Raw genomic sequence first — 22,318 nt, 5'->3', positions numbered from 1 at the left:
TTCAAAGAGGAAGGGAAACCGCAGGTGTCCCTTCCTTTTTGCCCCGCGGCGGGCGCCGCATCACCCCAGCGGCGGGCGCCGCACACTCCGCAGAGCGCAACTTTCCGCGATTTCAGTTGACAACTGCCCGCAAAAGTGGCATAATAGATACGCAATACAGAAAATGCGATGAGGAAACGAGTTTTCCATCCGCCGTTCTTCAGAGAGAGGACATTCGCTGCAAGTCCTTGTCCGGTGCGGAAAACAGCCACTTCCGAGCAGTCTGCAACTGAAACAGACCGTCCGATCCCCGATACCGGATTACCGAGATGGATATGGCATACCCATATTCAAATCAAGGTGGTACCGTGGAAGCATGCTTTCGCCCTTGAAGTCCGGGCGGAGGCTTTTTTCATTTTCTGTTTTATTTCCGTAAATTCTTTTTTGGAGGAATCAATTTATATGCAGTACAGAGGACTCAACGAGCTGCGCGAGATGTACCTCAGTTTCTTTGAAACCAAGGGTCATCTCCGCCTGCCGAGCTTTTCGCTCATCCCGCAGAACGACCCGTCGCTTCTGCTCATCAACTCCGGCATGGCGCCGATGAAGCCGTTCTTCACCGGCGAGCAGGAGCCGCCGCGCCACCGCGTTACCACCTGCCAGAAGTGCATCCGCACCGGTGATATCGAGAACGTTGGCAAGACCGCCCGTCACGGCACCTTCTTCGAGATGCTGGGCAACTTCTCCTTCGGCGACTACTTCAAGCGCGAGGCCATTCACTGGAGCTGGGAATTCCTGACCAGTCCGGAGTGGGTCGGCATTGACCCGGATCGCCTGTATCCGTCCATCTACGTTGACGATGACGAGGCATTCGAGATCTGGAACAAGGAGGTCGGCATTGCACCGGAGCGTATCTTCCGCTTCGGCAAGGAGGACAACTTCTGGGAGCATGGCTCCGGTCCGTGCGGCCCGTGCTCTGAGATCTACTACGACCGCGGCCCCGAGTACGGCTGCGGCAAGCCCGGCTGCACCGTCGGCTGCGACTGTGACCGCTACATGGAGGTATGGAACAACGTATTCTCCCAGTTCGACAACGACGGCCACGGCAACTACTCTGAGCTGAAGCAGAAGAACATCGACACCGGCATGGGTCTGGAGCGTCTGGCGTGCGTGGTACAGGGCGTTGGCTCCCTGTTCGACGTTGACACTGTGCGCAACATCACCAACAAGGTTTCCGAGATCGCCGGCAAGCACTACGGCGATAGCGATAAGACCGATGTTTCCCTGCGCGTTATCACCGACCACATCCGCTCCACCGTTATGATGATCTGCGACGGCGTTATCCCGTCCAACGAGGGCCGCGGCTACGTTCTGCGCCGCCTGCTGCGCCGCGCCGTTCGTCACGGCAAGCTGCTCGGCATTGACAAGCCGTTTATGTCCGACGTTGCTTCCACCGTTATCAACGAGTCCGGCGGCGCATATCCGGAGCTGGTTGAGAAGCAGAAATATATCCACAAGGTTATCGAGAACGAGGAAGCCAGCTTCAACAAGACCATCGACAGCGGTCTGGCTATCCTGAATGACAAGATCGCCGCTTCCGACGGCAAGGAGCTGTCCGCTGCGGACGCATTCCAGCTGTATGACACCTACGGCTTCCCGATCGACCTGACCCTTGAGGTACTCGAGGAGCAGGGCATGACCACCAGCCGCGAGGAGTTCGATCGCCTGATGAACGAGCAGCGCGAGCGTGCCCGTGAGGACCGCAAGAAGATGGGCGACCTCGGCTGGCAGAGCGAGGATCTGGGTCTGGACAAGTCCATCAAGACCGCATTTGATGGCTACACCACCCTTGAGGAGTCCGCAAAGATTCTGGCTATCGTAAACGAGGGCGAGGTTTCCGGCGCAGCTGCCAAGGGTGAGAAGATCACCGTTGTACTCGACCGCACCCCGTTCTACGCGGAGATGGGCGGCCAGATCGGTGACCACGGCGTTATCACCGGCAAGAACGGCGCAATGACCGTTTCCGATGTTCAGAAGACCAAGGACGGCAAGTATATGCACATCGGCGTTGTCACCGAGGGCGAGCTGTCCGTTGAGGACGAGGTTACGGCTTCTGTTGATGCGGCTTACCGTCAGGCTATCTGCCGTGCACATACCTCCACCCACCTGCTCCAGAAGGCGCTCCGCAACGTGCTCGGCGACCATGTTGAGCAGGCAGGCTCCTACACTGCAAACGATCATATCCGCTTCGACTTCACCCACTTTGCAGCGCTGACCGCTGAGGAGCTGGCTAAGGTCGAGGATATGGTAAACGATGCAATTCTGGCAGGCAGCCCGGTTATCACCGAGGAAATGAGCATTGACGATGCCAAGAAGAAGGGCGCTATGGCGCTGTTCGGCGAGAAGTACGGTCAGACCGTCCGCGTGGTACAGGCCGGTGACTCCATCGAGCTTTGCGGCGGTACCCACCTCGACAACACCGCGAAGGCCGGTTCGCTCAAGATCATCGGCGAGGCCTCTGTTGCAGCAGGCGTGCGCCGTATCGAGGCCGTTACCGGCAAGGCTGTCCTCAAGCTGATGAACGACCGTCAGGCGGTTCTCAACGAGGCTGCTGCAGTACTCAAGACCAATCCGAACGAGCTGTCTGCCAAGATTGAGCAGCAGGTAAACGATATGCGTGCTCTCAACAAAAAGCTCGAAAAGATGGGCGCAAAGGTCGCTGCGATGCAGATGGTTGACCTGTTCAACGTATCCCGCAACATCAAGGGCGTAGACGTGGTTGCCACCAAGCTGGATGACGCATCTGCCGACATGCTCCGCACCATGGGCGATGACATCAAGAGCAAGAAGGAGAACATGGTTGCTGTTCTCTCCGCAGTCAACGGCGACAAGGTAAGCCTGCTTTGTGTCTGCGGCGCCGAAGCTGTCAAGAAGGGCGCACACGCCGGCAAGATCATCAAGGAAGTTGCCAAGATCGTTGGCGGCGGCGGCGGCGGCCGTCCGGACAGCGCAACCGCAGGCGGCAAGAATCCGGCAAAGCTGGAGGAAGCACTCGAGGCTGTCAACAACATCGTTGAAGCAATGCTGTAATAAACTTTAGAGGAAAGCCGCGGGAACGCTCTCGCGGCACTCCCCTTTCAGAAAGGAGCGATCATTCCATGGAAGATTGTCTGTTCTGTAAAATCATCGCGGGCGATATCCCGTCAAGCAAGGTGTACGAGGATGACCTCTGCTACGCCTTCAACGATATTGACCCGCAGGCTCCCACGCATTTTCTCGTGATCCCGAAGCAGCACATCCAGTCTGTGGCCGCCGTTGATGCATCCAACAGCGCGGTTGTGGCGCACTGCTTTGAGGTTATCGCGAAGATTGCGAAGGAGCGCGGCATGGACAGCTTCCGCGTGGTCTCCAACATCGGAGAGCAGGCGGGTCAGAGCGTGTTCCATCTGCATTTCCACGTCCTTTCCGGACGGGATATGACCTGGCCGCCGGGCTAAACCTTCTTCTAAGGGGGACGCTGTCCCCTTAGATACCCACAAAGTTCCGTAGAAACTTTGTGGGATATCCCCCTCTCGTCCGCACAACGGACGAGGCCGTGCCGCTGCGGCACGGGCAGTGGAGAAAAAGTCCGGCAGAGCCGGACTTTTTCAGGGAATTGAATCGGCGTACTGCGGTACGCCGCTGCCTGCGCTTGCGCGAACGGCAGAAAAAAGGCACACCGTTTGGTGTGCCTTTTTGTATGCGTTGGTTTACATTTTGCTTTTTCCTTAAATAATGATGCCGTTGCAATGGTCGATTTCGTGCTGGATAATCTGTGCGGTCCAGCCGGTGAAGGTTTTCAGTCTCGTCTGGAACTTTTCGTTCTGATACTGCACCTTGATGGATTGCCAGCGGCGCGTTTTGCGCGTGCCGGTCAGCGACAAACAGCCCTCCTCGGTCTCATAGCCGCCGGACTGCTTGACGATTTGCGGGTTGAACATCACCATATACGTTCCCTCGTTATCAAACGCGATAATGCGCTTGTTCACGCCGATCATGTTCGCCGCCATGCCGACACAGCCGTCCTTATGCGCTTCGAGCGTTTCCAGCAGGTCGGTTGCGGTTTGGATATCGTCCGGCGTGGCCTGCTCGGCCTTCTGCGCTAAAAATTTCTCGTCTTTGCAGATTTCCTGAATCATATTGTGCTCCTTATTTATGTTTGCGTTCCCAGTCGGCCATAACAGCCAGCTGCTCCGGTGTGCGGAACCAGTGCTCGCCTTGCGGCACGATGATCAGCTCCGCACCGGATTTTGCCGTGTAAGTGCGGATAGTCGCCAAGTCAGTCATGCTGTCATTTTCGCCGTAGAGAATGTACTGCGGGCAGTACCAGTCCTTTGCCGGATGCTCCCGCACCCAGCAAAGGTAGTCCCACGAGAGCATATCCCCTTCCCTTGCGGGATACATGCCGCGCTCGCGCAGGATTTGCTCGGTAATGCCTGCCGCGCATATTCTGTCACAGATCAAGCGCTCCATATCCACGATGGGCGACACGAACAGCGCTTTTTCCGGTGCGGCAAACGCCAGCCGCGCAAAATACGCCCCGATGCTGGTCGCGCGCACGTTTGTCGCGCGCCAGTGTGCTCTTGCGTAAGCCATCACGCGGGTGAGTTCGGGTGCGGCTGTCCATGGTGCAAATTCCTCATCCCGGTTTTGGCGTGTGCGTGATTCGGCAGGTCGATGGACAAAACCTGTGCATCCGGAGCCACTATTTCTGCAAACGGAAGGGCTTCTTCCTTGCGGCCGAATTGCCCGTGAACGAACAGCCACAGCGTGTCCGACGGCTCGCCGTACAGCACCGCCGGTGTGTTTTCGATAAAGAATTGTTCGGTTGTCACGCGTTATCCTCGTCTGCCAGCCAGTTCAGCGCACACCAGGTATGCAGCGCTGCACCGCGCGGCAGGATATCCTCGTTGAACACGACTCTTTCGTTGTGCATCGGCTCACCGAACGCAGGATTTTCCTGCTTGGTGCCTGCACCGATGAGCAGGTATGCGCACGGTAAATCGTAGGTGTAGGACGCAAAATCCTCCGAGCCCATGCCGCCCTCGTCCATCCGATAGATCAGCTTTTCACCGAACAGTGCACCGGCAAGGTCTGCCATACGATTGGTCAGCGCAACGTCATTCCTGAGCGGCGGCGCGGACGCGATCTCTTCCGTGACGGCTGTGCCGCGGAACGCCTGTGCGGTACACTGTGCGATTTCCCCGATGCGGGTGAAGATCTGCGCGGACAGGTCGCGGTCAAAGCTGCGGATGGTGCCCTCGAGCACCGCGGTCTGCGGGATGATATTGGGCGCCTCACCGCCGGTCATGCGGCCGATGGTCACGACAGCCGGCGTTTTTGCACCGATCTCGCGGCTGATGATCTCCTGCAGCGACAGGTAAATGTGGCTTGCGATATTGAGCGGGTCCACGCCCTTTTCCGGCATTGCGCCGTGGCATCCAACGCCGTTTACCGTGATGCGGAACAGCGTGCAGCCCGCCATAAACGTGCCGCGTCCGCACAGAACCAGTCCGGACGGTGTGCCCGAATTGACGTGCAGCGCAAAGCCTGCCTGCGGTGCCGGGTCTTTCAGCACGCCCGCCGAGAGCATGGCCTTTGCGCCGGTAAAGCCCTCCTCGTCCGGCTGAAACACCAGCTTGATCGTGCCTTGCAGCTGCGTCCGGTACTCCTGCAGCAGCTGTGCCGCACCGAGCAGCATCGCCGCGTGCATGTCGTGGCCGCAGGCGTGCATGCAGCCGTTCGCGGATGCGAAATCCAGTCCGGTCTGCTCGGTCACGCACAGCGCGTCCATGTCGGCGCGCAGGAGCAGACAGCGGCCGGTCTCGGTGCCGGTTATCTCTGCGACGACACCACCCGCCAGCTCGCGCGGCTGATAGCCCATCTCAAGCAGGCGTTTTTTGACGCAGGCTACAGTGTTCGGCAGGTCGGTGCCGACCTCGGGTGCAGCGTGCAGTGTCCGCCGGTCGCGGACAATATCCTCTCGGATGCGCTCTGCCGATGCAAGCACCTGCTCCGCCGTTATGGTTAAGGTTTGTGACATGGTTTTACCTCCCTTGTCGGTGTTGCCCTATATTACAGCAATACCGCATAATTGAACAGAAGCGATTGTGGTATGCCTTAAGTATACCATAAATTGCAGGAAAAAACCGCTCTGTTTTTATTTGGCGCAGCCATTTCCCGTATTTGCCTTGACGAAACGCGCTGTAAATTGTATCATATAGGTATATCATTGTGTCCACATGGCAACTTGGCGGCAGCGTGACAGGCTGAGGAGAAATCCGCCGATGTCATCCAGATGCAACGCAAACAAAGGGAGTATGTAGGTATGAAAAAAATTCTAAACAGCCTGCCGTTCAAGCTGCTGCTTGGCGTTGCGGTGGGCATCGTGCTCGGTCTGGTGGCGAACGAGGCCGTGATGAACGTGGTCGTGACAATCAAGCAGGTGCTCGGTCAGATCATCACGTTCTGTGTGCCGCTGATCGTTATCGGCTTTATTGCGCCGTCCATCACCAAACTGGGCCACAACGCATCCAGAATGCTGGGCATTGCGCTCATCATCGCGTATGTGTCGTCGGTCGGCGCGGCGCTGATGAGCACGGCAGCCGGTTACGCACTCATTCCACACCTGTCGATCGTATCGCAGGTTGACGGCCTGCGCGAACTGCCCGAGGTACTGTTCCAGCTGGAGATTCCGGCGGTCATGAACGTGATGAGCGCACTGGCGCTGTCGCTGATGGTCGGTCTGGCCATCACCTGGACCAAATCCAAGATGATGGAGTCCCTGCTTGACGAGGTGCAGAACATTGTCCTCGCCATCGTCACCAAGATCATCATCCCGATTCTGCCGTTCTTTATCGCGTCCACCTTCTGCGGTCTGGCATATGAGGGCACGATCACCAAGCAGTTTCCGGTGTTCATCAAGGTCATCATCATCGTTATGATCGGTCATTATATCTGGATGGCGCTGCTCTATGGAGTTGCGGGCGCATACTCGGGCAAGAACCCGATCGAAGTAGTGAAGCACTACGGTCCGGCGTATATCACCGCAGTCGGCACGATGTCCTCCGCGGCGACTTTGGCAGTTGCTCTGCGCTGCGCAAAGAAATCCACAGTGCTGCGCAAGGACATGGTTAATTTCGGTATTCCGCTGTTCGCCAATATCCATCTGTGCGGCTCGGTGCTGACCGAGGTTTTCTTCGTCATGACAATCTCGCAGATTCTGTACGGCAAGATTCCGTCTGTCGGAACCATGATCCTGTTCTGCGTGCTGCTCGGCATTTTCGCCATCGGCGCACCCGGCGTGCCGGGCGGTACGGTTATGGCTTCGCTCGGTCTGATCACCGGCATCCTGCTGTTTGACGGCACCGGCACCGCGCTTATGCTGACCATCTTTGCCCTGCAGGACAGCTTCGGCACCGCCTGCAACGTCACCGGCGACGGCGCGCTGACGCTTATTCTGACCGGCTACGCGAATAAGCATCATATCGCGGAGGAAAAGCGTGAGGTTGAGGCAGCAGAAGTTCAGTAATCAAATATGAGAAAAGGAGCCTGCTTTTGCGGGCTTCTTTTTTGTATCGAGAGAAAACAGGTGCTATGATGGGAAAAGCGCGGTGTATCGCATACGGTGCAGCGTATGCGATGGCTGTTTCGACTGCACCGGAAGCAAGCGCTGCAAAGCAAATTTGCTGCAAGAATTTTCACAAAACACTTGACTTTTCCCTCCGGATTTGGTATCCTATTTAGGCAAGGTTTGATAGACCGTTGCAAATCCGGGTGTAGCGCAGCTGGTAGCGTGCTTGACTGGGGGTCAAGAGGCCGCAGGTTCAAGTCCTGTCACTCGGACCATGTAAAACCGCTTATTCGTAATGAATAGGCGGTTTTTTGTTGCTTTTGTGACGTTTATGAATCTCGCAGACTGCATTAAAATCCAAGCCGAAACAAAACGGATGCCTCTCCAAGCACAGAGAAGCATCCGTTTTGCAATTTCAATTATTTAACGAAAAACTATGGCCGCAGCACACAGCAAATCACGAAGCGACAATCACACGGATTTTCCCGCCGTTTTCCGCCGTTTTATTGGCGTATACGCGGAAGCTCGTGTAGTTGGATTTCGCCGTCTGCAGCGAAATAAACCTGTTCTGCTCCGAGATATAAACGCCAATGTTCTCTGCCAGCTCGTAATAGCCGTCCTTGGTACGGACACCGGAGGAACCGTCAAATGCAGACGACTTTACCGTGTCGATCAATGTCAGCTTGAGCGTATCCAGCGAGGTATTGACGATGCTTTCATCGGTTGAGTACCCTCTGGGGACTGCAATCGGTACACCGCCCAGACCGCGCGGCAGCGTGAGTACACGGAATGTGCTTTCCTCCTGCTTTGCACCGTCCCAATGGCGAAGCACAACATATTCCGGAGAATTGCCATTTTCCTCATCCGTCTTATCTCGCTTGCCATAGCCAATACCATAAATCCAGCTTTCTCCGGTCACATCGCCCAGAACAATATTCGTAACCGTACCTGCATTATCCTGCACGGTATACTTAATCTGCGAAGCCGGAACCGAGGTCAGGTCAATATCACTGACGTTGATCGCGTTCAGCGGTGCGCCGGAGAGCACCTCCTCATACACGCGCACCTTGGAGGAAACGGCGTTACTGCCCAGTTTTCCCTCCGCAACAGACCAGTTTCCGGCGGTCTTTCCGGAGAGCGTGCGGCGAATCAGGTCTGCCCCCTCACCGGACTGGCTGACCGTAACCAGACGACCAAGTAAACTCGAAGTAATATCTTGACCAGAAATCGGATTTATTAACGGTGTAATCTTAATATCCCGCAGGGTCAGACCGTTTGTCAGCGTGACCGTGGCCTTTTCCCCGCCAATTTTGGTTACAATGCCCTGCATCTCCGCGCTGACATCCTTTTTCGGGTACGCAGCCGCAACATTGCCGTCCGCGTCAAACAGCAGCGTGATGTAATCGTTCAGCTTCATATCCTTAAACGTTGCCGCCGCCTCGGAGGAAACCTCAAAGTCCTTTCCCAGAATCTTCACCTGAGAGGGATGGCTGTACGTTGTCGAGTCGGTCTGATATTTTCCGCTCAGCTTGGTATCCGAAACAATCGCCTGACGGTTTGCGGCATCGAGCGTCACAACATCGTACTTTTTCAGCTTGCTCGCGTCGATCTTCGCACCGTTTTTGATGATCGTATACTCCGCCGGAATCCTGCGCGATGTCGCCAGACCGTAAACGAACGAGTGCGCGGCGCCTGCTGTCGTTTTCGGCAGGACTGCCATCAGCTGCAGCACGCCGTACTCGTTGTAGTACAGGGTCAGCGTGTCGCCGGACTGCAGGTTCGCCCATGCATTTTCGTACTCATTCATGACATGGTCGCGGCTGATATACAGCTTGGTCTTGCGGTCCGGACGCAGTGTTCCGTTCGTGGTAACGATACGATCTGCTGCCGCATTGACAACCTCATAGGCTTCGGTCTTGTTGCCGTTCGGAATCACACCGACCGCAACCTTGCTGCTGCCCTTGCCGACAACGATTGTGCCGTACACACCGATCATGCTGCTGTCCAGCGTACCGGCGGTCTTACGGGGAGATTTCGCATCCACAACACCGTCCTCATAGAACAATGCCTCATCTGCAGCAAGGGCGCTGTATGTCTTTCCGGTCTCGAGCAGAATGCAGTCCTTGACCGTCGAGGACGCGACCTTGTCGAGCAGTGTGCTGCCCTCTTCTCCCTTTTTATCCGTATTCAGAGCGTTCAGCAGAAGCACCGCCGCGTCTCCGCGCTTGACTGCGGCACGCGCATCCGCAATCGTGACACCGTCCGTCAGACCGATGGCCTGTGCCTGCGCGATATAGTCCGCAGGCCAGAACGGACCGACGTCCTCCTCTTTATAGCCCAGCATACGCAGCAGCATGGTGCAGACCTCACCGTAGCTGACAATCTTATCCGGGCCGAAGCTGCCGTCCGCATAGCCGCGGATAATGGCCTTTTCCTTCAGTTCCGGATGGCGTACTGCCGCGTTGATATACGGCGCTGCCCAGTGCGAATGCTTAACATCCGGAAAAATCGTGTAGCTGGCATACGGACTTACATCCGTCACACCCATAGCGGTAACCGCTAGCTTGCAGAACTGCGCCCGCGTCAGCGCCTTACCCGGCGCGAAGCTGCCGCCGCCTACGCCCTGCATGATACCCAGCGCATCCAGAACGGCGGCCGTCTGCGATACCCTGCTGTCTGAAATATCGGTAAACACCGCCGAAGCCGGTGCAACCATGATCAAGCCTGCCAGACACAGGCTGACAAATCTTTTTTTCATTTTCCTACCTGTCCTTTCCTTTTACTGCGTCCGCAGCGCATCTACCGGCTGCAGATTCGAGGCTTTATTGGCGGGATACAGTCCGAAGATGATACCCAGCAGCGCAGAAAACAGAAATGCGCCGATGACCAGTCCCGCAGAGGGCAGTACGGTGAACTGCTCCACGGTCGGCATGTAGCTGTTCTGCGTTTTCGCGAGCAGCAGATTGCCCAACACCGCCGAAAGAAAGCAGCCGAGCACAATGCCGATCACACCGCCGCAGCACGAGACCACCGAGGCCTCTACCAGAAACTGCCCGATAATATCCCGCTTGCGGGCGCCGATTGCCATACGGATACCGATCTCGCGGGTGCGCTCGGTAACAGACACCAGCATGATATTCATAATGCCGATACCGCCGACGAGCAGCGAGATTCCGGCGACACCGCCGCCGAGCAGCGCAAGCATGTTGTTGGAGGACTCGCTCTGCTCCTGCCACTGGCTGTCCGACGAAGCAGAAAAATATCCGTTTCCCGCCTCGCAGCGGCCCTGCATAAAGCCCGGCAGAAGCTCGTCTGTCAGCTCGGCAATCACGTCCTTGTCCGCCGCCTTCACGATATACTGGCGGTCTGCCATGCCGTATACACTCATCATCGTGCTCTGCAGCGTGTACGGCATCACAATCATCTGATCGTCTGTATTCAGCTTACCGTCATACTTGCCGGCATACACGCCGATAACCTCAAAGCCCTTGCCGCCGATCTGCAGCTTCTGCCCGATCGGGCTCATCGCCCCGAAGAAATACTTGCGCAATGTTTCTCCGATCACACAGACGCGGGCGCGCGTGCGGCAGTCCGTAGCGGAAATATCCCGTCCGGCGGAAATCGCATGACTTGTCACCTCGCCGTAATGCTCGTTGCCGAAGTACATATAGGTGTAGCCGCTGTTGCTGTCGTTGTTATCCAGCCTTTTGGCCCGGTACTGGATGCCGCTGTTCTGCCAGTCGTAATACTGGCTCTGCGGCGACCATGCAGCGATTTTGTCGGACAGATCATTCGTCATATAGTCCTCAAACTCCTGCCAGTCGCGGTTTTTGGCACCGTATCCGTAGATGTCGATGCGGTTGACGCCCATCGCCTCATACTGCAGGCGCTGCAGCTTGCTCGTGCCCTGAATCGACGCCACGATAGCGATAACCGATGCCACACCGATGATGATGCCCAGCATGGTCAGAATCGAGCGAACCTTGTTGTTCAGGATGGACTTGAACGCCATACGAACCGTCTGCATCCAATTCATACGGCCCCTCCTTTCGTGTCCGAAATGATCCTGCCGTCCTGTATCGTCACGATGCGTTTTGCCATCTGTGCAAGATGGTTGTCATGCGTGATGAGGATGATGGAGGTTCCCTGCTCATTGAGTGCAGTCAGCTTGCGCATAATATCCAGACCGGAGGCAGAATCCAGGTTGCCGGTCGGCTCGTCCGCCATGATGATCGGCGGCTTTGCCGCCACTGCCCGCGCGATCGCAACACGCTGCTGCTGTCCGCCGGATATCTCACCCGGACGGTGATCCATGCGCTTTTCCAGCCCGACCGAGACTAACGCCTCCTGTGCCAGACGGCGGCGCTCCTCCCGCGGCATACCGCGGTAGATGAGCGGCAGCTCGACGTTTTCGAGCGCCGTCAGCGCCGGAATCAGATTAAAGCCCTGAAAGATAAACCCGATCTCCCGGTTGCGGATACCGGACAGCACGGACGGCTTCATATCGCTGACCAGCTGCCCGTTTAGATGATAAGAGCCGTAGGTCGGAATATCCAGACAGCCGAGAATGTTCATCAGCGTGGACTTGCCCGAGCCGGACTGTCCGAGAATGCACAGGAACTCTCCCCAGGATACCTGCAGCGAGATATCATCCAGTGCACGCACTTCGTTTTCTCTTCCTTCGTTGTAAATCTTGCTCATGCGCTGAACGTCAATCAGCAATTCAGCGCGGCGCTCCGTGTCAGGAGTCTGCGCCTTTCTTTCCCACATAAGCGCGCCCTCCTCAACCGACTGACATACTGACTGACATGCCGTTATCCGACATATCGGCATACAGGTCGCTCGGTCCGGCGAGGAATACCTCTGTGCCTTCTTCCAGACCGCCGAGGATTTCCGTGTTGGTCGAATCGGCAATGCCGGTCTCGACCGGTACAAGCTGATAGTCTTCCGGAATGCCTTCGGTACCCTCGGGGATCGGCAGGGTTTCCTCAAACGGAATCTCGTTTCCGTTCTCGTCCGTCAGCGGCTTGGCGAATACAGCTGTGCCGCTGTCCGTGTTGACGATAGCCGACGACGGTACCATCAGGCAGCCGTAGGACGAGGCCGTCGTGATTTTATATTCGATAGACATGCCGCTGTAAATTTTCTGTCCCTCCAGCGGATCCACCGAAATGACCGCCTTGAAGGTCGGCATGCTGCCCTGCCCGTTACTGGAGTTCTGTGTCGGCTCCAGCGCAACCGACTGCACCTCGCCGGTCAGCGAAATCTCGGAGCCGTCCGACGCGTACATCGTCATAGTCGCCTGCTGTCCCTGCTGCACCGAGCCGATATCCATCGAGGAGACCTCGGCGTTGACGGCAATATCATTCAAATCAGCAACCACAACGAGCGTCTCCGAGCCGGTCGCCTCCTGTCCTTCAACGGCGTTCAGGCTGACAACAACGCCGTCTATCGGAGAGGTAACGGTCGAGTTCTGAATCTTCTGCTGCAGTTCGGCAATGTGTGCCCGCTTTTCGTCTGCAGCCGTCTTTGCGCTGGCAACCGTGCGGTTTGCCGCCGCAATACCATTCTGCGCGGCTGAAATCTCATCCTGAGAAGCGTCACTCGACAGGGACATGATAAGCGCACCGCCGTTGTAGGTGCTGTAGCTTGTGCCGTTCAGCTTGATGATCTCGCCGCTCATCTGTGCGGTGACGGCTTCCTCGCGGCTGTATTCCAGTGTGCCCGCGTTCGCCGGATAGATCGCACCGAGGCGCCCGGCATTGATCGTCGCGGTGGCTGTCATGCCCTTTGTCAGCGAACCGGGGTTATTCACCGTAATGCCGACGCGGATAACGCGCACACCCTCACTCGAAATCTGCTGTGCTGTCTCGACCGACGATACCGTACCGCTCACCTCGCTCATCGCAGAAGCGATGGATACCGTGGCCGTCTGTCCGGTGCGAATGCTGCGGGCATATTCGGCGCTGAACGCCAGCGTCAGCTTCATCTGGCGGTCATTTACCATGTAGCCGATGACCTGACCCTCGCTCACCTGCTCACCGACACGGAAGGACACATCCTTGTCGTCCGAATCCTTGGCCGGAATCAGTTTGCCGGTAAACGGCGCCGTGATGTGCAGACGGCTCAGTTTTCTCTGCGCCGCGCTCAAGTCGGACTGTGCCTTGGAGACCTCCAGCTGCGCGTCCGAGACACCGCGTTCCGCCTCGGTCAGCTCCTTTTGTGCATCCGCAAGCTCCTTGCGGGTTTCGGTCGGGTCGATTACCAGCAGCGGATCGCCGGTGTGCACCTCGTCGCCCTCGGCAACCAGCACCTGTGTTACCTTGCCCTTAACCTCCCGGCCAAGCTCCTCACGTTTTTTGGCAGCAGTAACACCGCTTCCCTCTATGTAGGTCTCCAGATCGCCGCAGCTGACCGCAGCCGTGGTTTGCGTCACATTCTCCGTGCCCGCATCGCGGGATTTCACCACAGCCCAGATGCCGCCGCCAAGCAGCAGCGCAATTGCCGCCGCCGTAATGCCGATACGCGCACCCTTGCTCAGTCTGCGCTTTTTGCGATTCATTTTGTCTGCGTATTTGTTGCGCTTGGGCGACGCCTCGGCTGCAGGCTCTGCCGCGATTTCATCCTGTACCGCAGGCACTGCCTGCGTCTGCTCTAAAGGCGGTTCTTCCTGTTTCTTGTGTCTGTCGAATAACCTCTTCTCGTTTTGACTCATACTATGATGTCCTTTCTGTTCTCTATCCATTATTGATAAAGCGGCATAGCCGCCTTATTCCCACGTAAATCTGTGCTTGCAAAAGGTTAAGCATCCTAATTTGAGTGAATATGACTTTTTCAGCGGCACCTCCACTGCCGCTTCCGATCGCTGTCAGACTTTCTCGGAATTCGTTCCCGTGTCCGCATATTGTACATTTGTGCATCGGACATATATCACCATCATATTAGCATATTGCACAAATCCTTGCAAGACATGTTTGCTTACAATTTAGTGAAAAACACATCCGGACGACTGGTGACGGGCGGAAACGATAAGTTAGAATAAGCTAACCCATCTGCAGTATATACCGTAACTAATAAGGCTGTATATGTCTGTGCTTTTCTTTATTATATGAGCAGAGCAGGTTTTATGCGCTGTCCAAAAGCAAATTTTCAACGCTTGTTTTCCTGCGCTGGCAAAACGCGTTTGCTTATCATATTTTCTGGCTTCCGTCACAGCATTTGCATCTCATATTTCGACCTTTGGTGCGCAACCTACTATCAGCAAAACCCAACACACCAAACCGAATCGAAAAGGAGCGAACAAACATGACTAACACGAAAAATGGTTCTAATCAGGGCATGGTACCGGAAGCGCGCGCGGCAATGGATCGCTTCAAAATGGAGGCAGCTGCGAGGTCGGCGTAAACCTCAAGCAGGGCTATAACGGCGATCTGACCAGCCGTCAGGCCGGCTCCGTAGGCGGTCAGATGGTGAAGAAGATGATCGAATCCTACGAGCAGAATATGGCAAACCAGGGCTAAACGCTTCTCTTTCCTGCGAAAAAAGGGACACAGAATCATTCCGTGTCCCTTTACTTATGCTTTCTCTGCCTGTCTGCGGAACAGCTCATCAAGTGTTCTGCCGCACTTGTCTTTCCATTTCATCCAGCCGTTCGCGCTTGCGCCCAAAACAAAACAGGCGTCGCACCGGGCGAGGAAAACGACATGGATTTGCTCAGATAATGCTTGTTATCCTGATAAGCGATATCCGTTTTCCGATACAAGTCAAGTTCTATCCATCCGAACAGTGCAAAGCCGCCGCTTCACAGGGAAACGGCGGCTTTTTACTCTTGCTCAGGACTCTCTCCAGTCCGTGAAAATACGCTCTGCGTCAGACGCGCTTGCGCACGCGAGCAGCTTGTCAGCCAGTTCCCTGCATTCGTCGTAGGAGTGCTTTGCAAGGTCTGCCTTTGCTGCCAGCATTGCGGATGCCGACATGGACAGATTGGTCACGCCGAGACCGCACAGCACCGGCGCCATGCCGGCCGTGCCTGCCATCTCGCCGCATACGCCGACTTCGATACCGTTCTCATTCGCTGCTTTGGCCGTCATGGCGATCAGGCGCAGCACGCCCGGATGCAGCGGACGGTACAGGTAGGAAATCTTCTCGTTGATGCGGTCCACCGCGCAGGAATACTGAATCAGGTCATTCGTGCCAATTGAGAAGAAGTCAACCTCCTTCGCCAGCACATCCGCGCAGACAGCCGCCACCGGAATCTCGACCATAATGCCGACCTTGACGTTCGAGTTGAAAGGTACGCCTTCCGCGGTCAGCATGTCCTTCGCCTGCTCGAGCACCTGCTTTGCATCACGCACCTCATCCACCGACGAAATCATCGGGAACATAATGCGCAGATCGCCGTACTGCGCGGCACGCAGCAGCGCGCGAAGCTGAATCAGAAACAGCTCCGGCTGATTCAAGCAAATGCGGATCGCGCGGTAGCCGAGGAACGGATTCTGTTCCTGCTCCAGCGCCAGTGCGGGCACTTCTTTGTCGCCGCCGATGTCCAGCGTGCGGATGATAACCGGCTTGCCCTGCATGATCTCACACGCCTTCTTGTAGGCGGCGAACTGCTCTTCCTCGCTCGGCAGGTCGGTACGATCCATGAACAGGAACTCCGAGCGGAACAGGCCGACGCCTTCACCGCCAAGCTCCGCTACGCGGACTGCGTCATCCGGCGTACCGATGTTGCCCTCGATAATGACACGGCGGCCGTCCGAGGTCGCGCCCTCCTTATCCTTGTACTGCGCGAGCATGGCACGATGCGCCGCATCTGCCTTCTGACGCTCGGCAAAGTCGGCAAGCGTCTGCTCATCCGGCTGCGCCACGACTTCGCCTGCCGCGCCGTCGATCAGCAGCAGGTCGCCGTCCGCGATCTCGTCCGCCTTCTCGCCGGCACCGACAATCGCCGGAATGCCCATCGAACGCGCCATGATCGCCGAATGGCTCGTGCGGCCGCCGATCTTCGTGATAAAACCGGCAACCGGCTTGCGCCGATCTTCGCCGTGTCGGACGGCGTAAGGTCGTTCGCCACAATAATGCACGGCTCAGTGATCGTGTCGATCGCGTTGTCCGCAATGCCCTTCAGATTCTTAATGACCCGCTGAGAAATATCACCGATGTCTGCTGCACGCGCCTGCATATATTCGTCGTCGAGCGCGCGGAACATCGCCTGAAAGTTCTCGCAGTTGACAAAGCACGCGTACTCCGCGCAAACCTTCTCATCCGTTACAATGTTTGTCATACCCTCGACAAAATCAGGGTCGTCGAGCATCATCAGATGCGCGTCAAAAATTTCCGCCTCAGCCGCACCGATATTCTTTTCCGCATCGTCACGCAGCACTTCGATCTGCTGCTTGGCTTTTTCCACTGCGTCGAGAACGCGCTTGCATTCGGCTTCCGCATCGGCAACGGTCTCCTTAACGACCGAAAGATCTTCTTCCTTGATAACGAGAGCCTTTGCCTTCGCCAGACCCTCCGAAACGCCGATAGCCTTGAATTTAACCATGGGGTTTTCCTCCGTTTTTACGATTGTATTTTTATACAAATTTCGCAACCAAACCTATATTATATTGTACAACATCCCTATACTTTCGTCAAGCAAATAAAGTTTTTTCTGCAAACCGACATTTATTTTTGGAAAACGAGTGCCGTACTTGAGATTTGTCTGCTATAATAGAGGCATTCCACACTACTTCTACTGGAGGAAGGATAATTATGGCTAATCGCTGCACTCGTATTCCCGAGATCATGTTTCCGCGTGAAGGCGTGGACCTGTCCAAGTGGGCAGTCATCGCCTGCGACCAGTACACTTCTCAGCCGGACTACTGGGCCGAGACTGATAAGACCGTCGGTGACGCACCCTCTACCCTGCGTCTGACCCTGCCGGAAGTTTATCTGGAGGACGCGGACGTTGCTGCCCGCACGGAGAAAATCCATCAGACCATGCAGCAGTATGTGCAGGACGGCACGCTGCGCACCCTGCCCGCCGGCGTCGTTCTGACCGAGCGCTGGTCCGGCGGCTCCTGCCCGCGCCGCGGCATCGTGCTGTCGGTCGATCTGGAAGCGTATGAATACACGCCCGGTTCCGCATCCCTCATCCGCCCGACCGAAAAGACGGTTGTCGAGCGTATTCCGCCCCGTCTCAAGGTTCGTCAGGGTGCGTGCCTGGAGCTGCCGCACATTATGATCCTGATCGACGATCCCGACCGTCAGATCATCGAGCCGCTGTTCGAGCAGACCGCCTCTTATGACAAACTGTACGATACCGACCTGATGCAGAACGGCGGCCATATCACCGGCTGGTTCCTGCCGAACGGTCCGGAGACCGAGGTCATCGAGGCCAAGCTCGAAGCACTCTGCGATCGCGAGACCTCAACAAGAAGTACGGCTGCACGGATGCACAGGCGCTGCTGCCGTATGCAGTAGGCGACGGCAACCACTCCATGGCCACCGCAAAGGCGTACTGGGAAGAGGTCAAGAAGGGCCTGACTGCCGAGGAGCAGGAGAACCATCCGGCACGTTTTGCACTCGTTGAGGTTGTCAACATCCATGACGAGAGCCTGATCATCGAGCCGATCCACCGTGCTCTGTTCGGCGTAGACGCAGATGAACTGCTCGGCGCACTGACCGACTTCTACAACGGCGAAGGCTGCAAGGCTTACGTTGCCGACGAGGCTCCCAAGAGCGAGACCGCGCACTTCTTCCCGTTCTGCTCAGCGAGCAAGTCGAGCGTGTTTGTTGTCGAGAACCCGAAGTGGGCCATTCCGGTCGCTACCATCCAGACCGGTCTGGACGCTTATCTTGAGACCCACACCTCTGCGAAGATCGACTACATCCACGGCACGGACGTTGTTGTTTCGCTGGCGGAAAAGCCGGGCAACCTCGTTCATCCTGCCGGACATCGCCAAGAACGACCTGTTCCGCGGCGTTGTTTTCGACGGCGTTCTGCCGCGCAAGACCTTCTCCATGGGCGAGGCGCACGAGAAGCGCTACTACATGGAGGCCAAGACCATCGTAAAGTAAAGGCAACACCGCACAATTAAAGCGGCGGTGCTTTGCGGAAATTTTGTGTCCTGACTTTGTTGCAGTTTCACGGTAATACATCAAGTATTACCGCAAAACTGTGCCTCATCAGTACGCAAAATTTACTCGCAAATCACTCTTGTTCAATTATGCGGTATTACCTAAAGTTACGCCTTTTCAGAGGACGCAGCCGCATCGGCTGCGTCCTTTTTCCATTCCAGAACTGCCGTGTTTCCTTCTGTGCGGCAAAGCACAAAGGCGGGTGCCAGTGCGAACGGCTTTTTCGGGTCGAACGGACATTGCAGACGCAGTCCGGTCTCGGTCGGCTGAATCTGCACGTTTTCGCTGGATAGAAGCGCGTCCAGGACCGTATCTCCGGTGACAAGCGGCTGCTCGGGCGGCGCATTGCTCTGCGGCAAAGGCTCCGGCGCAGACGCGAGATAGAACCGTTCGGGTTCGCCCTCACAGCCAGTCTCATGCAGCATTTGCCGCGAGAGATGCCGGCGCAGGCGCAGACGGCCATGCTCCGGTGCAGGCAGACCGACCCGCAGGATGTTTCCGTTCACGACCGTATAGCAGCGCAGCAGTTCGTCTCCGCAGACAGCGCAGTCGAGATTGACCTGCACGCCGCAGGCGTCCGGGGTCCAATCGATCGTACCGATCGGGTTGTCGTTACAGAATACGTCTGCGCGCATGGGCGGTTCTCCTTTCTGTGCAAATTTGAATTTTACTACTTGCTAAAGCATATAGAATGGGAGCCAACCTTTGGCTGGGAGGTCCAAAAGGATAGACACCAAGGTTTGCCCGTAGGCCACTAAACCTTGTTCCCGCGCCGTGCGCGGATTAAATGAGTACTATCCTCTTGGGACTCCAGTTTCCTTTGCTTGTTAGTCTGGCGCCAATTTCCTATATGTGACCGCTGCGAAAAGGGGAACGGCAGTCGGGTTACCACAGCGTTTCTTTCGCAAAATATGCGCAGTTCACAGACAGCGTACTGCTACACATATCGGAAAGCCTACGCAGAGGGCGGCACGGCTATGCCGCCCAAAGATTACGCCTGCGATTGCAGTGTGGCACGCGCTGTCTGGCGCAGAAAAGACGTCCGCAGATAGCAAATCCCAGTCTATACGCAAAAAGCGCATACCCTATAAAAAGGATATGCGCTTTCTCCCGCCGTTATACGGCTTACCCCTGCACCGAGCCGAGTCCGAAACTGACCGCCAGTGCTTCATCAACGTGCCGCATGGCTTTTTCGTCGAGCGATCCCATTTTCTCGCGCAGGCGGCGTTTGTCCAGCGTGCGGATCTGCTCGGTGAGGATGATAGAATCCTTGGTCAGTCCGTAGTTCGGCGCACCGACCGTGATATGCGTCGGCATTTTCGCCTTGTTGATCTGCGATGTAATAGCGGCGGCGATCACGGTCGGACTGTACCGATTGCCGACGTTGTTCTGCACGATCAGCACCGGACGGATGCCGCCCTGCTCACTGCCAACCACCGGACTGAGATCGGCATAGTAAATATCTCCGCGTTTGATGTTGCTATCCACTTTGGTTCACACTCCGATGAAATAGATTTACGGTGCTGCCTGATGGTTTTCCCGCAAACCTATTTTCCCCGTGTCACACAAAATTATAACTGTATAATGCAGAAAAGCGGAGAGAGAAAAATCTCCTCCGCTTCAAAGCTGTCGCGAAACTACAGTTTCGCCGACAAGCAGGAACGGACCGCAGGCCGTTCCAAAGTCGTCCGAAAGTTCCTGTTCAGAAACTTTCTCCCTCCAGAAGTAAGAAAACCGTGATACATGCTCCCGGTTTTCTTGCATTTGCAACGCAAATGCTGTTTTAATAGCGCTGCCGCGCGATACTATCAAACTAACAGGATACCGACTTTGAGAGACAAATGAAGCGAGGGAAAATCCCTCGCTTCATCTTATGCACGCAATGTCAGTAAATTACCGATAGAAACGCGGCACGCGACGGCTGATGGCGCACAGCACCTCGTACGAGATGGTGCCCGCCGCGTCTGCTGCGTCCTCTGCCGTCCAACCCTCCGGACCGAACACGGTCACCTCATCGCCGCGATGTACGTCCACGCCCTCCGGAATACGCACCATGCACATATCCATGCAGATACGGCCGAGCACGGGCGCTTTCACGCCGCCGAGCAGCACCTGCGCCTTGCCCGAGCCGGTACGCAGATAGCCGTCCGCGTATCCCATCGAGATAACCGCCATACGGGTCGGCTCTGCCGTCTCGAAGGTGCGGCCATAGCTGATGGTCGTATTCTCCGGAATATCGCGCACCTGCACCACACGCGCCTTGACGGTCATGGCGGGTCTCAGATCGAGCACCGGCGGCACGGAGGCATCCGGCCGATAGCCGTACAGGATAATGCCCGCGCGCGTCATCGTGCAGTGCATCTTCTCGTAGGTCTGGATAGCGCCGCTGTTCGCACAGTGGCGCAGCGGCAGGTCAAGACCGGCCGCTTGCAGACCCTCGCACACATCCGAGAAGCGCTTGTACTGCAATTCCGTGTACGCCTCGCCCGAGGGCACGTCGGCAACCGCAAAATGCGTGAAAATGCCTTCGCTGATCAGGCCCGGCAGCTTGGAGCACGCAAGGATATCCTGCACGGTCTGCTCACATTCCCACGACGGGAAGCCGAGCCGCGTCATGCCGGTATCCAGCTTGTAGTGTACGGTGACCGGCTTGCCGGTGCGCTCTGCTGCCGCGCTGATGAGTTCTGCGGTCTCGCGGTCGTACACCGGCACGGTGATGCCGTACTGTGCCGCCGTGTCCATATCCTTCTCGTCCACATAACCAAGGATGAGGATGGGCGTTTCGATGCCTGCTTCTCGCAGCTCCACACCCTCCGGAATGGTCGCTACCGCAAAATACGGTGCGTCCATCTTCTCCAGCCGCTTAGCCACCTGCACGGCACCGTGACCGTATGCGTCCGCCTTAACGACACACAGGACCGGCGCCTGCGCCTGCTCGCAGATCACGCGATAATTATGCTCGATCGCACCGAGGTCGATCTCCGCCCAAGTGCGGTGTTGATTTACTTCCATTGTTTTCGTCACTCCAACAGAACCGTTTGGCTCCTGATTTACTGACAGGATTCCACCTGTATGGTCAGCACGCGCGCACCGTCCGCATACAGCTCGGCATAGACCGGCTGCAGATTGCTCTGCCGCAGCCACACCTGCTTTTCCACGCTGTCGTCTGCATTTTCATAGCGCAGCACGAGCAGGCTCTCGCCGTTCGTGCGCTCGCTCCACACCTGCGCAGGCACAGCATACCGCAGATCGTTCAGCAGGCAGAACCACGCGTCTGCCGGTGTCAGTCCGGTATGCCGAGGAGCAATATCATCCAGCTGCAGCTCATTGTACTGCAGCGTGAACGCGCCGTTCTCCTCACCTGAGATGCGCCCGCCGATACCGGCGACCGACTCCGGTGCGGTCAGCGTGAAAGAATCGCTGTCCTCTCTATTATAGACATAGTCGCTTTCAAATTCCAGTACAGATTCGTCCAAATCCGAGATTATTTTCAAATGCGCCGTACAGCTGTCCAGCGATGCGAAATGCGCACGCACATCCTCGGCACTCATTTCCGCCGAGCGGCCGCAGCCGCAGAGCAGAACAAGCGCCGCCAAACCACAC

Annotated in this window: 20 protein-coding genes, 1 tRNA gene and 1 pseudogene; 7 read left to right on the top strand and 15 right to left on the bottom strand. The window is 56.6% G+C overall.

Annotated elements, in window-relative coordinates; all coding sequences use genetic code 11:
* Positions 1–251, bottom strand: a 251-nt coding sequence (locus tag DXB00_RS16785; RefSeq protein WP_207665893.1) for a hypothetical protein, incomplete at its 3' end; no start/stop codon positions are given.
* Between the two features lie 190 nt (positions 252–441).
* Here DXB00_RS16785 and alaS point away from each other — a divergent pair.
* Both alaS and DXB00_RS12945 read left to right on the top strand, forming a co-directional pair.
* On the top strand, positions 442–3,069 hold the full coding sequence (gene alaS, locus DXB00_RS12950; protein ID WP_118729593.1) for an alanine--tRNA ligase: 2,628 nt from the start codon (positions 442–444) through the stop codon (positions 3,067–3,069).
* Between the two features lie 68 nt (positions 3,070–3,137).
* The gene (locus tag DXB00_RS12945) at positions 3,138–3,476 is read left to right on the top strand and encodes a histidine triad nucleotide-binding protein (protein ID WP_117490384.1); all 339 of its coding nucleotides are present in this window, start codon (positions 3,138–3,140) and stop codon (positions 3,474–3,476) included.
* 270 nt (positions 3,477–3,746) lie between these two features.
* On the opposite strand, the gene DXB00_RS12940 is transcribed toward DXB00_RS12945, so the two are convergent.
* From DXB00_RS12940 to DXB00_RS12925, 4 genes are read right to left on the bottom strand one after another with little or no spacing between them, the layout of a single operon-like run.
* Positions 3,747–4,157, bottom strand: coding sequence for a peptide deformylase (locus tag DXB00_RS12940; RefSeq protein ID WP_117490386.1), 411 nt, complete (start codon positions 4,155–4,157; stop codon positions 3,747–3,749).
* Positions 4,158–4,167: 10 nt separating this feature from the next.
* Positions 4,168–4,614 carry an alpha/beta hydrolase gene (locus tag DXB00_RS12935; protein ID WP_117555136.1) on the bottom strand — a complete coding sequence of 149 codons (447 nt, stop codon included), beginning with the start codon at positions 4,612–4,614 and terminating at the stop codon, positions 4,168–4,170.
* Positions 4,614–4,853, bottom strand: coding sequence for a hypothetical protein (locus tag DXB00_RS12930; protein WP_117555135.1), 240 nt, complete (start codon positions 4,851–4,853; stop codon positions 4,614–4,616). Before DXB00_RS12930 ends, DXB00_RS12935 begins: the two co-directional genes overlap by 1 nt.
* On the bottom strand, positions 4,850–6,061 hold the full coding sequence (locus DXB00_RS12925; protein WP_117490390.1) for a M20 metallopeptidase family protein: 1,212 nt from the start codon (positions 6,059–6,061) through the stop codon (positions 4,850–4,852). Before DXB00_RS12925 ends, DXB00_RS12930 begins: the two co-directional genes overlap by 4 nt.
* 285 nt (positions 6,062–6,346) lie before the next feature.
* On the opposite strand from DXB00_RS12925, the gene DXB00_RS12920 reads away from it, so the two are divergent.
* A complete protein-coding gene (locus DXB00_RS12920) occupies positions 6,347–7,549 on the top strand; it encodes a dicarboxylate/amino acid:cation symporter (protein WP_118358504.1) in 1,203 nt (400 codons plus the stop codon).
* Between the two features lie 241 nt (positions 7,550–7,790).
* Positions 7,791–7,866, top strand: a tRNA-Pro gene (locus DXB00_RS12915).
* A gap of 182 nt (positions 7,867–8,048) precedes the next feature.
* Here DXB00_RS12915 and DXB00_RS12910 read toward each other — a convergent pair.
* Genes DXB00_RS12910 through DXB00_RS12895 form a run of 4 tightly spaced genes read right to left on the bottom strand, consistent with a single transcriptional unit; the run spans position 8,049 to position 14,306 of the window.
* Positions 8,049–10,349 (bottom strand): S-layer homology domain-containing protein, encoded by a 2,301-nt coding sequence (locus tag DXB00_RS12910; protein WP_119215023.1) that lies wholly within the window; start codon positions 10,347–10,349, stop codon positions 8,049–8,051.
* 21 nt (positions 10,350–10,370) lie between these two features.
* Positions 10,371–11,627: an ABC transporter permease gene (locus DXB00_RS12905; RefSeq protein WP_119215022.1), complete on the bottom strand. Its 1,257-nt coding sequence runs from the start codon at positions 11,625–11,627 to the stop codon at positions 10,371–10,373.
* Entirely contained in the window at positions 11,624–12,361 is a 738-nt protein-coding gene (locus tag DXB00_RS12900; protein WP_119215021.1) for an ABC transporter ATP-binding protein, read from the bottom strand. Before DXB00_RS12900 ends, DXB00_RS12905 begins: the two co-directional genes overlap by 4 nt.
* Before the next feature lie 13 nt (positions 12,362–12,374).
* Entirely contained in the window at positions 12,375–14,306 is a 1,932-nt protein-coding gene (locus DXB00_RS12895) for an HlyD family efflux transporter periplasmic adaptor subunit (protein ID WP_158581320.1), read from the bottom strand.
* A 590-nt stretch (positions 14,307–14,896) separates the two neighbouring features.
* On the opposite strand from DXB00_RS12895, the pseudogene DXB00_RS12890 reads away from it, so the two are divergent.
* Positions 14,897–15,111, top strand: a pseudogene (locus DXB00_RS12890) (alpha/beta-type small acid-soluble spore protein).
* A gap of 312 nt (positions 15,112–15,423) precedes the next feature.
* Here DXB00_RS12890 and ptsP read toward each other — a convergent pair.
* The gene (gene ptsP / locus DXB00_RS12880) at positions 15,424–16,563 is read right to left on the bottom strand and encodes a phosphoenolpyruvate--protein phosphotransferase (RefSeq protein ID WP_199697295.1); all 1,140 of its coding nucleotides are present in this window, start codon (positions 16,561–16,563) and stop codon (positions 15,424–15,426) included.
* Complete coding sequence (locus tag DXB00_RS12875; protein ID WP_119215018.1) at positions 16,482–17,138, bottom strand: phosphoenolpyruvate-utilizing N-terminal domain-containing protein; 657 nt, start codon at positions 17,136–17,138, stop codon at positions 16,482–16,484. Before DXB00_RS12875 ends, ptsP begins: the two co-directional genes overlap by 82 nt.
* A gap of 209 nt (positions 17,139–17,347) precedes the next feature.
* Between DXB00_RS12875 and DXB00_RS17775 the strand changes: the two genes are divergently transcribed.
* On the top strand, positions 17,348–18,058 hold the full coding sequence (locus tag DXB00_RS17775) for a DUF1015 domain-containing protein (protein WP_305143104.1): 711 nt from the start codon (positions 17,348–17,350) through the stop codon (positions 18,056–18,058).
* A gap of 17 nt (positions 18,059–18,075) precedes the next feature.
* Positions 18,076–18,675, top strand: coding sequence for a DUF1015 family protein (locus DXB00_RS17770; protein ID WP_305143103.1), 600 nt, complete (start codon positions 18,076–18,078; stop codon positions 18,673–18,675).
* Between the two features lie 147 nt (positions 18,676–18,822).
* Here DXB00_RS17770 and DXB00_RS12865 read toward each other — a convergent pair whose 3' ends face one another.
* The 4 genes from DXB00_RS12865 to DXB00_RS12850 form a co-directional block, all read right to left on the bottom strand.
* Positions 18,823–19,350, bottom strand: coding sequence for a hypothetical protein (locus DXB00_RS12865; protein WP_118647049.1), 528 nt, complete (start codon positions 19,348–19,350; stop codon positions 18,823–18,825).
* A 490-nt stretch (positions 19,351–19,840) separates the two neighbouring features.
* A complete protein-coding gene (locus tag DXB00_RS12860) occupies positions 19,841–20,203 on the bottom strand; it encodes a type II toxin-antitoxin system PemK/MazF family toxin (RefSeq protein WP_110437051.1) in 363 nt (120 codons plus the stop codon).
* A 405-nt stretch (positions 20,204–20,608) separates the two neighbouring features.
* Complete coding sequence (gene alr / locus DXB00_RS12855) at positions 20,609–21,727, bottom strand: alanine racemase (RefSeq protein ID WP_118760493.1); 1,119 nt, start codon at positions 21,725–21,727, stop codon at positions 20,609–20,611.
* A gap of 38 nt (positions 21,728–21,765) precedes the next feature.
* Entirely contained in the window at positions 21,766–22,311 is a 546-nt protein-coding gene (locus DXB00_RS12850; protein WP_119215017.1) for a hypothetical protein, read from the bottom strand.
* Positions 22,312–22,318: the final 7 nt, after the last annotated feature.

Source organism: Butyricicoccus sp. OF10-2, assembly GCF_003481925.1.
GTDB lineage: Bacteria > Bacillota > Clostridia > Oscillospirales > Butyricicoccaceae > Agathobaculum > Agathobaculum butyriciproducens.
Note: the sequence above shows the minus strand (reverse complement) of the source record. Positions and strands in the feature narration are given on the sequence as shown.

What these genes read in the sequence shown, in the direction of transcription:
- DXB00_RS12925 (WP_117490390.1), bottom strand. Translation starts at nt 6,061, where the DNA reads ATGTCACAAACCTTAACCATAACGGCGGAGCAGGTGCTTGCATCGGCA.
- DXB00_RS12900 (WP_119215021.1), bottom strand. Translation starts at nt 12,361, where the DNA reads ATGTGGGAAAGAAAGGCGCAGACTCCTGACACGGAGCGCCGCGCTGAA.
- alr (WP_118760493.1), bottom strand. Translation starts at nt 21,727, where the DNA reads ATGGAAGTAAATCAACACCGCACTTGGGCGGAGATCGACCTCGGTGCG.
- DXB00_RS12945 (WP_117490384.1), top strand. Translation starts at nt 3,138, where the DNA reads ATGGAAGATTGTCTGTTCTGTAAAATCATCGCGGGCGATATCCCGTCA.
- DXB00_RS12935 (WP_117555136.1), bottom strand. Translation starts at nt 4,614, where the DNA reads ATGGCTTACGCAAGAGCACACTGGCGCGCGACAAACGTGCGCGCGACC.
- alaS (WP_118729593.1), top strand. Translation starts at nt 442, where the DNA reads ATGCAGTACAGAGGACTCAACGAGCTGCGCGAGATGTACCTCAGTTTC.
- ptsP (WP_199697295.1), bottom strand. Translation starts at nt 16,563, where the DNA reads ATGGCGCGTTCGATGGGCATTCCGGCGATTGTCGGTGCCGGCGAGAAG.
- DXB00_RS12920 (WP_118358504.1), top strand. Translation starts at nt 6,347, where the DNA reads ATGAAAAAAATTCTAAACAGCCTGCCGTTCAAGCTGCTGCTTGGCGTT.
- DXB00_RS12895 (WP_158581320.1), bottom strand. Translation starts at nt 14,306, where the DNA reads ATGAGTCAAAACGAGAAGAGGTTATTCGACAGACACAAGAAACAGGAA.
- DXB00_RS17770 (WP_305143103.1), top strand. Translation starts at nt 18,076, where the DNA reads ATGGCCACCGCAAAGGCGTACTGGGAAGAGGTCAAGAAGGGCCTGACT.
- DXB00_RS12875 (WP_119215018.1), bottom strand. Translation starts at nt 17,138, where the DNA reads ATGGTTAAATTCAAGGCTATCGGCGTTTCGGAGGGTCTGGCGAAGGCA.
- DXB00_RS12940 (WP_117490386.1), bottom strand. Translation starts at nt 4,157, where the DNA reads ATGATTCAGGAAATCTGCAAAGACGAGAAATTTTTAGCGCAGAAGGCC.
- DXB00_RS12910 (WP_119215023.1), bottom strand. Translation starts at nt 10,349, where the DNA reads ATGAAAAAAAGATTTGTCAGCCTGTGTCTGGCAGGCTTGATCATGGTT.
- DXB00_RS17775 (WP_305143104.1), top strand. Translation starts at nt 17,348, where the DNA reads ATGGCTAATCGCTGCACTCGTATTCCCGAGATCATGTTTCCGCGTGAA.
- DXB00_RS12905 (WP_119215022.1), bottom strand. Translation starts at nt 11,627, where the DNA reads ATGAATTGGATGCAGACGGTTCGTATGGCGTTCAAGTCCATCCTGAAC.
- DXB00_RS12865 (WP_118647049.1), bottom strand. Translation starts at nt 19,350, where the DNA reads ATGCGCGCAGACGTATTCTGTAACGACAACCCGATCGGTACGATCGAT.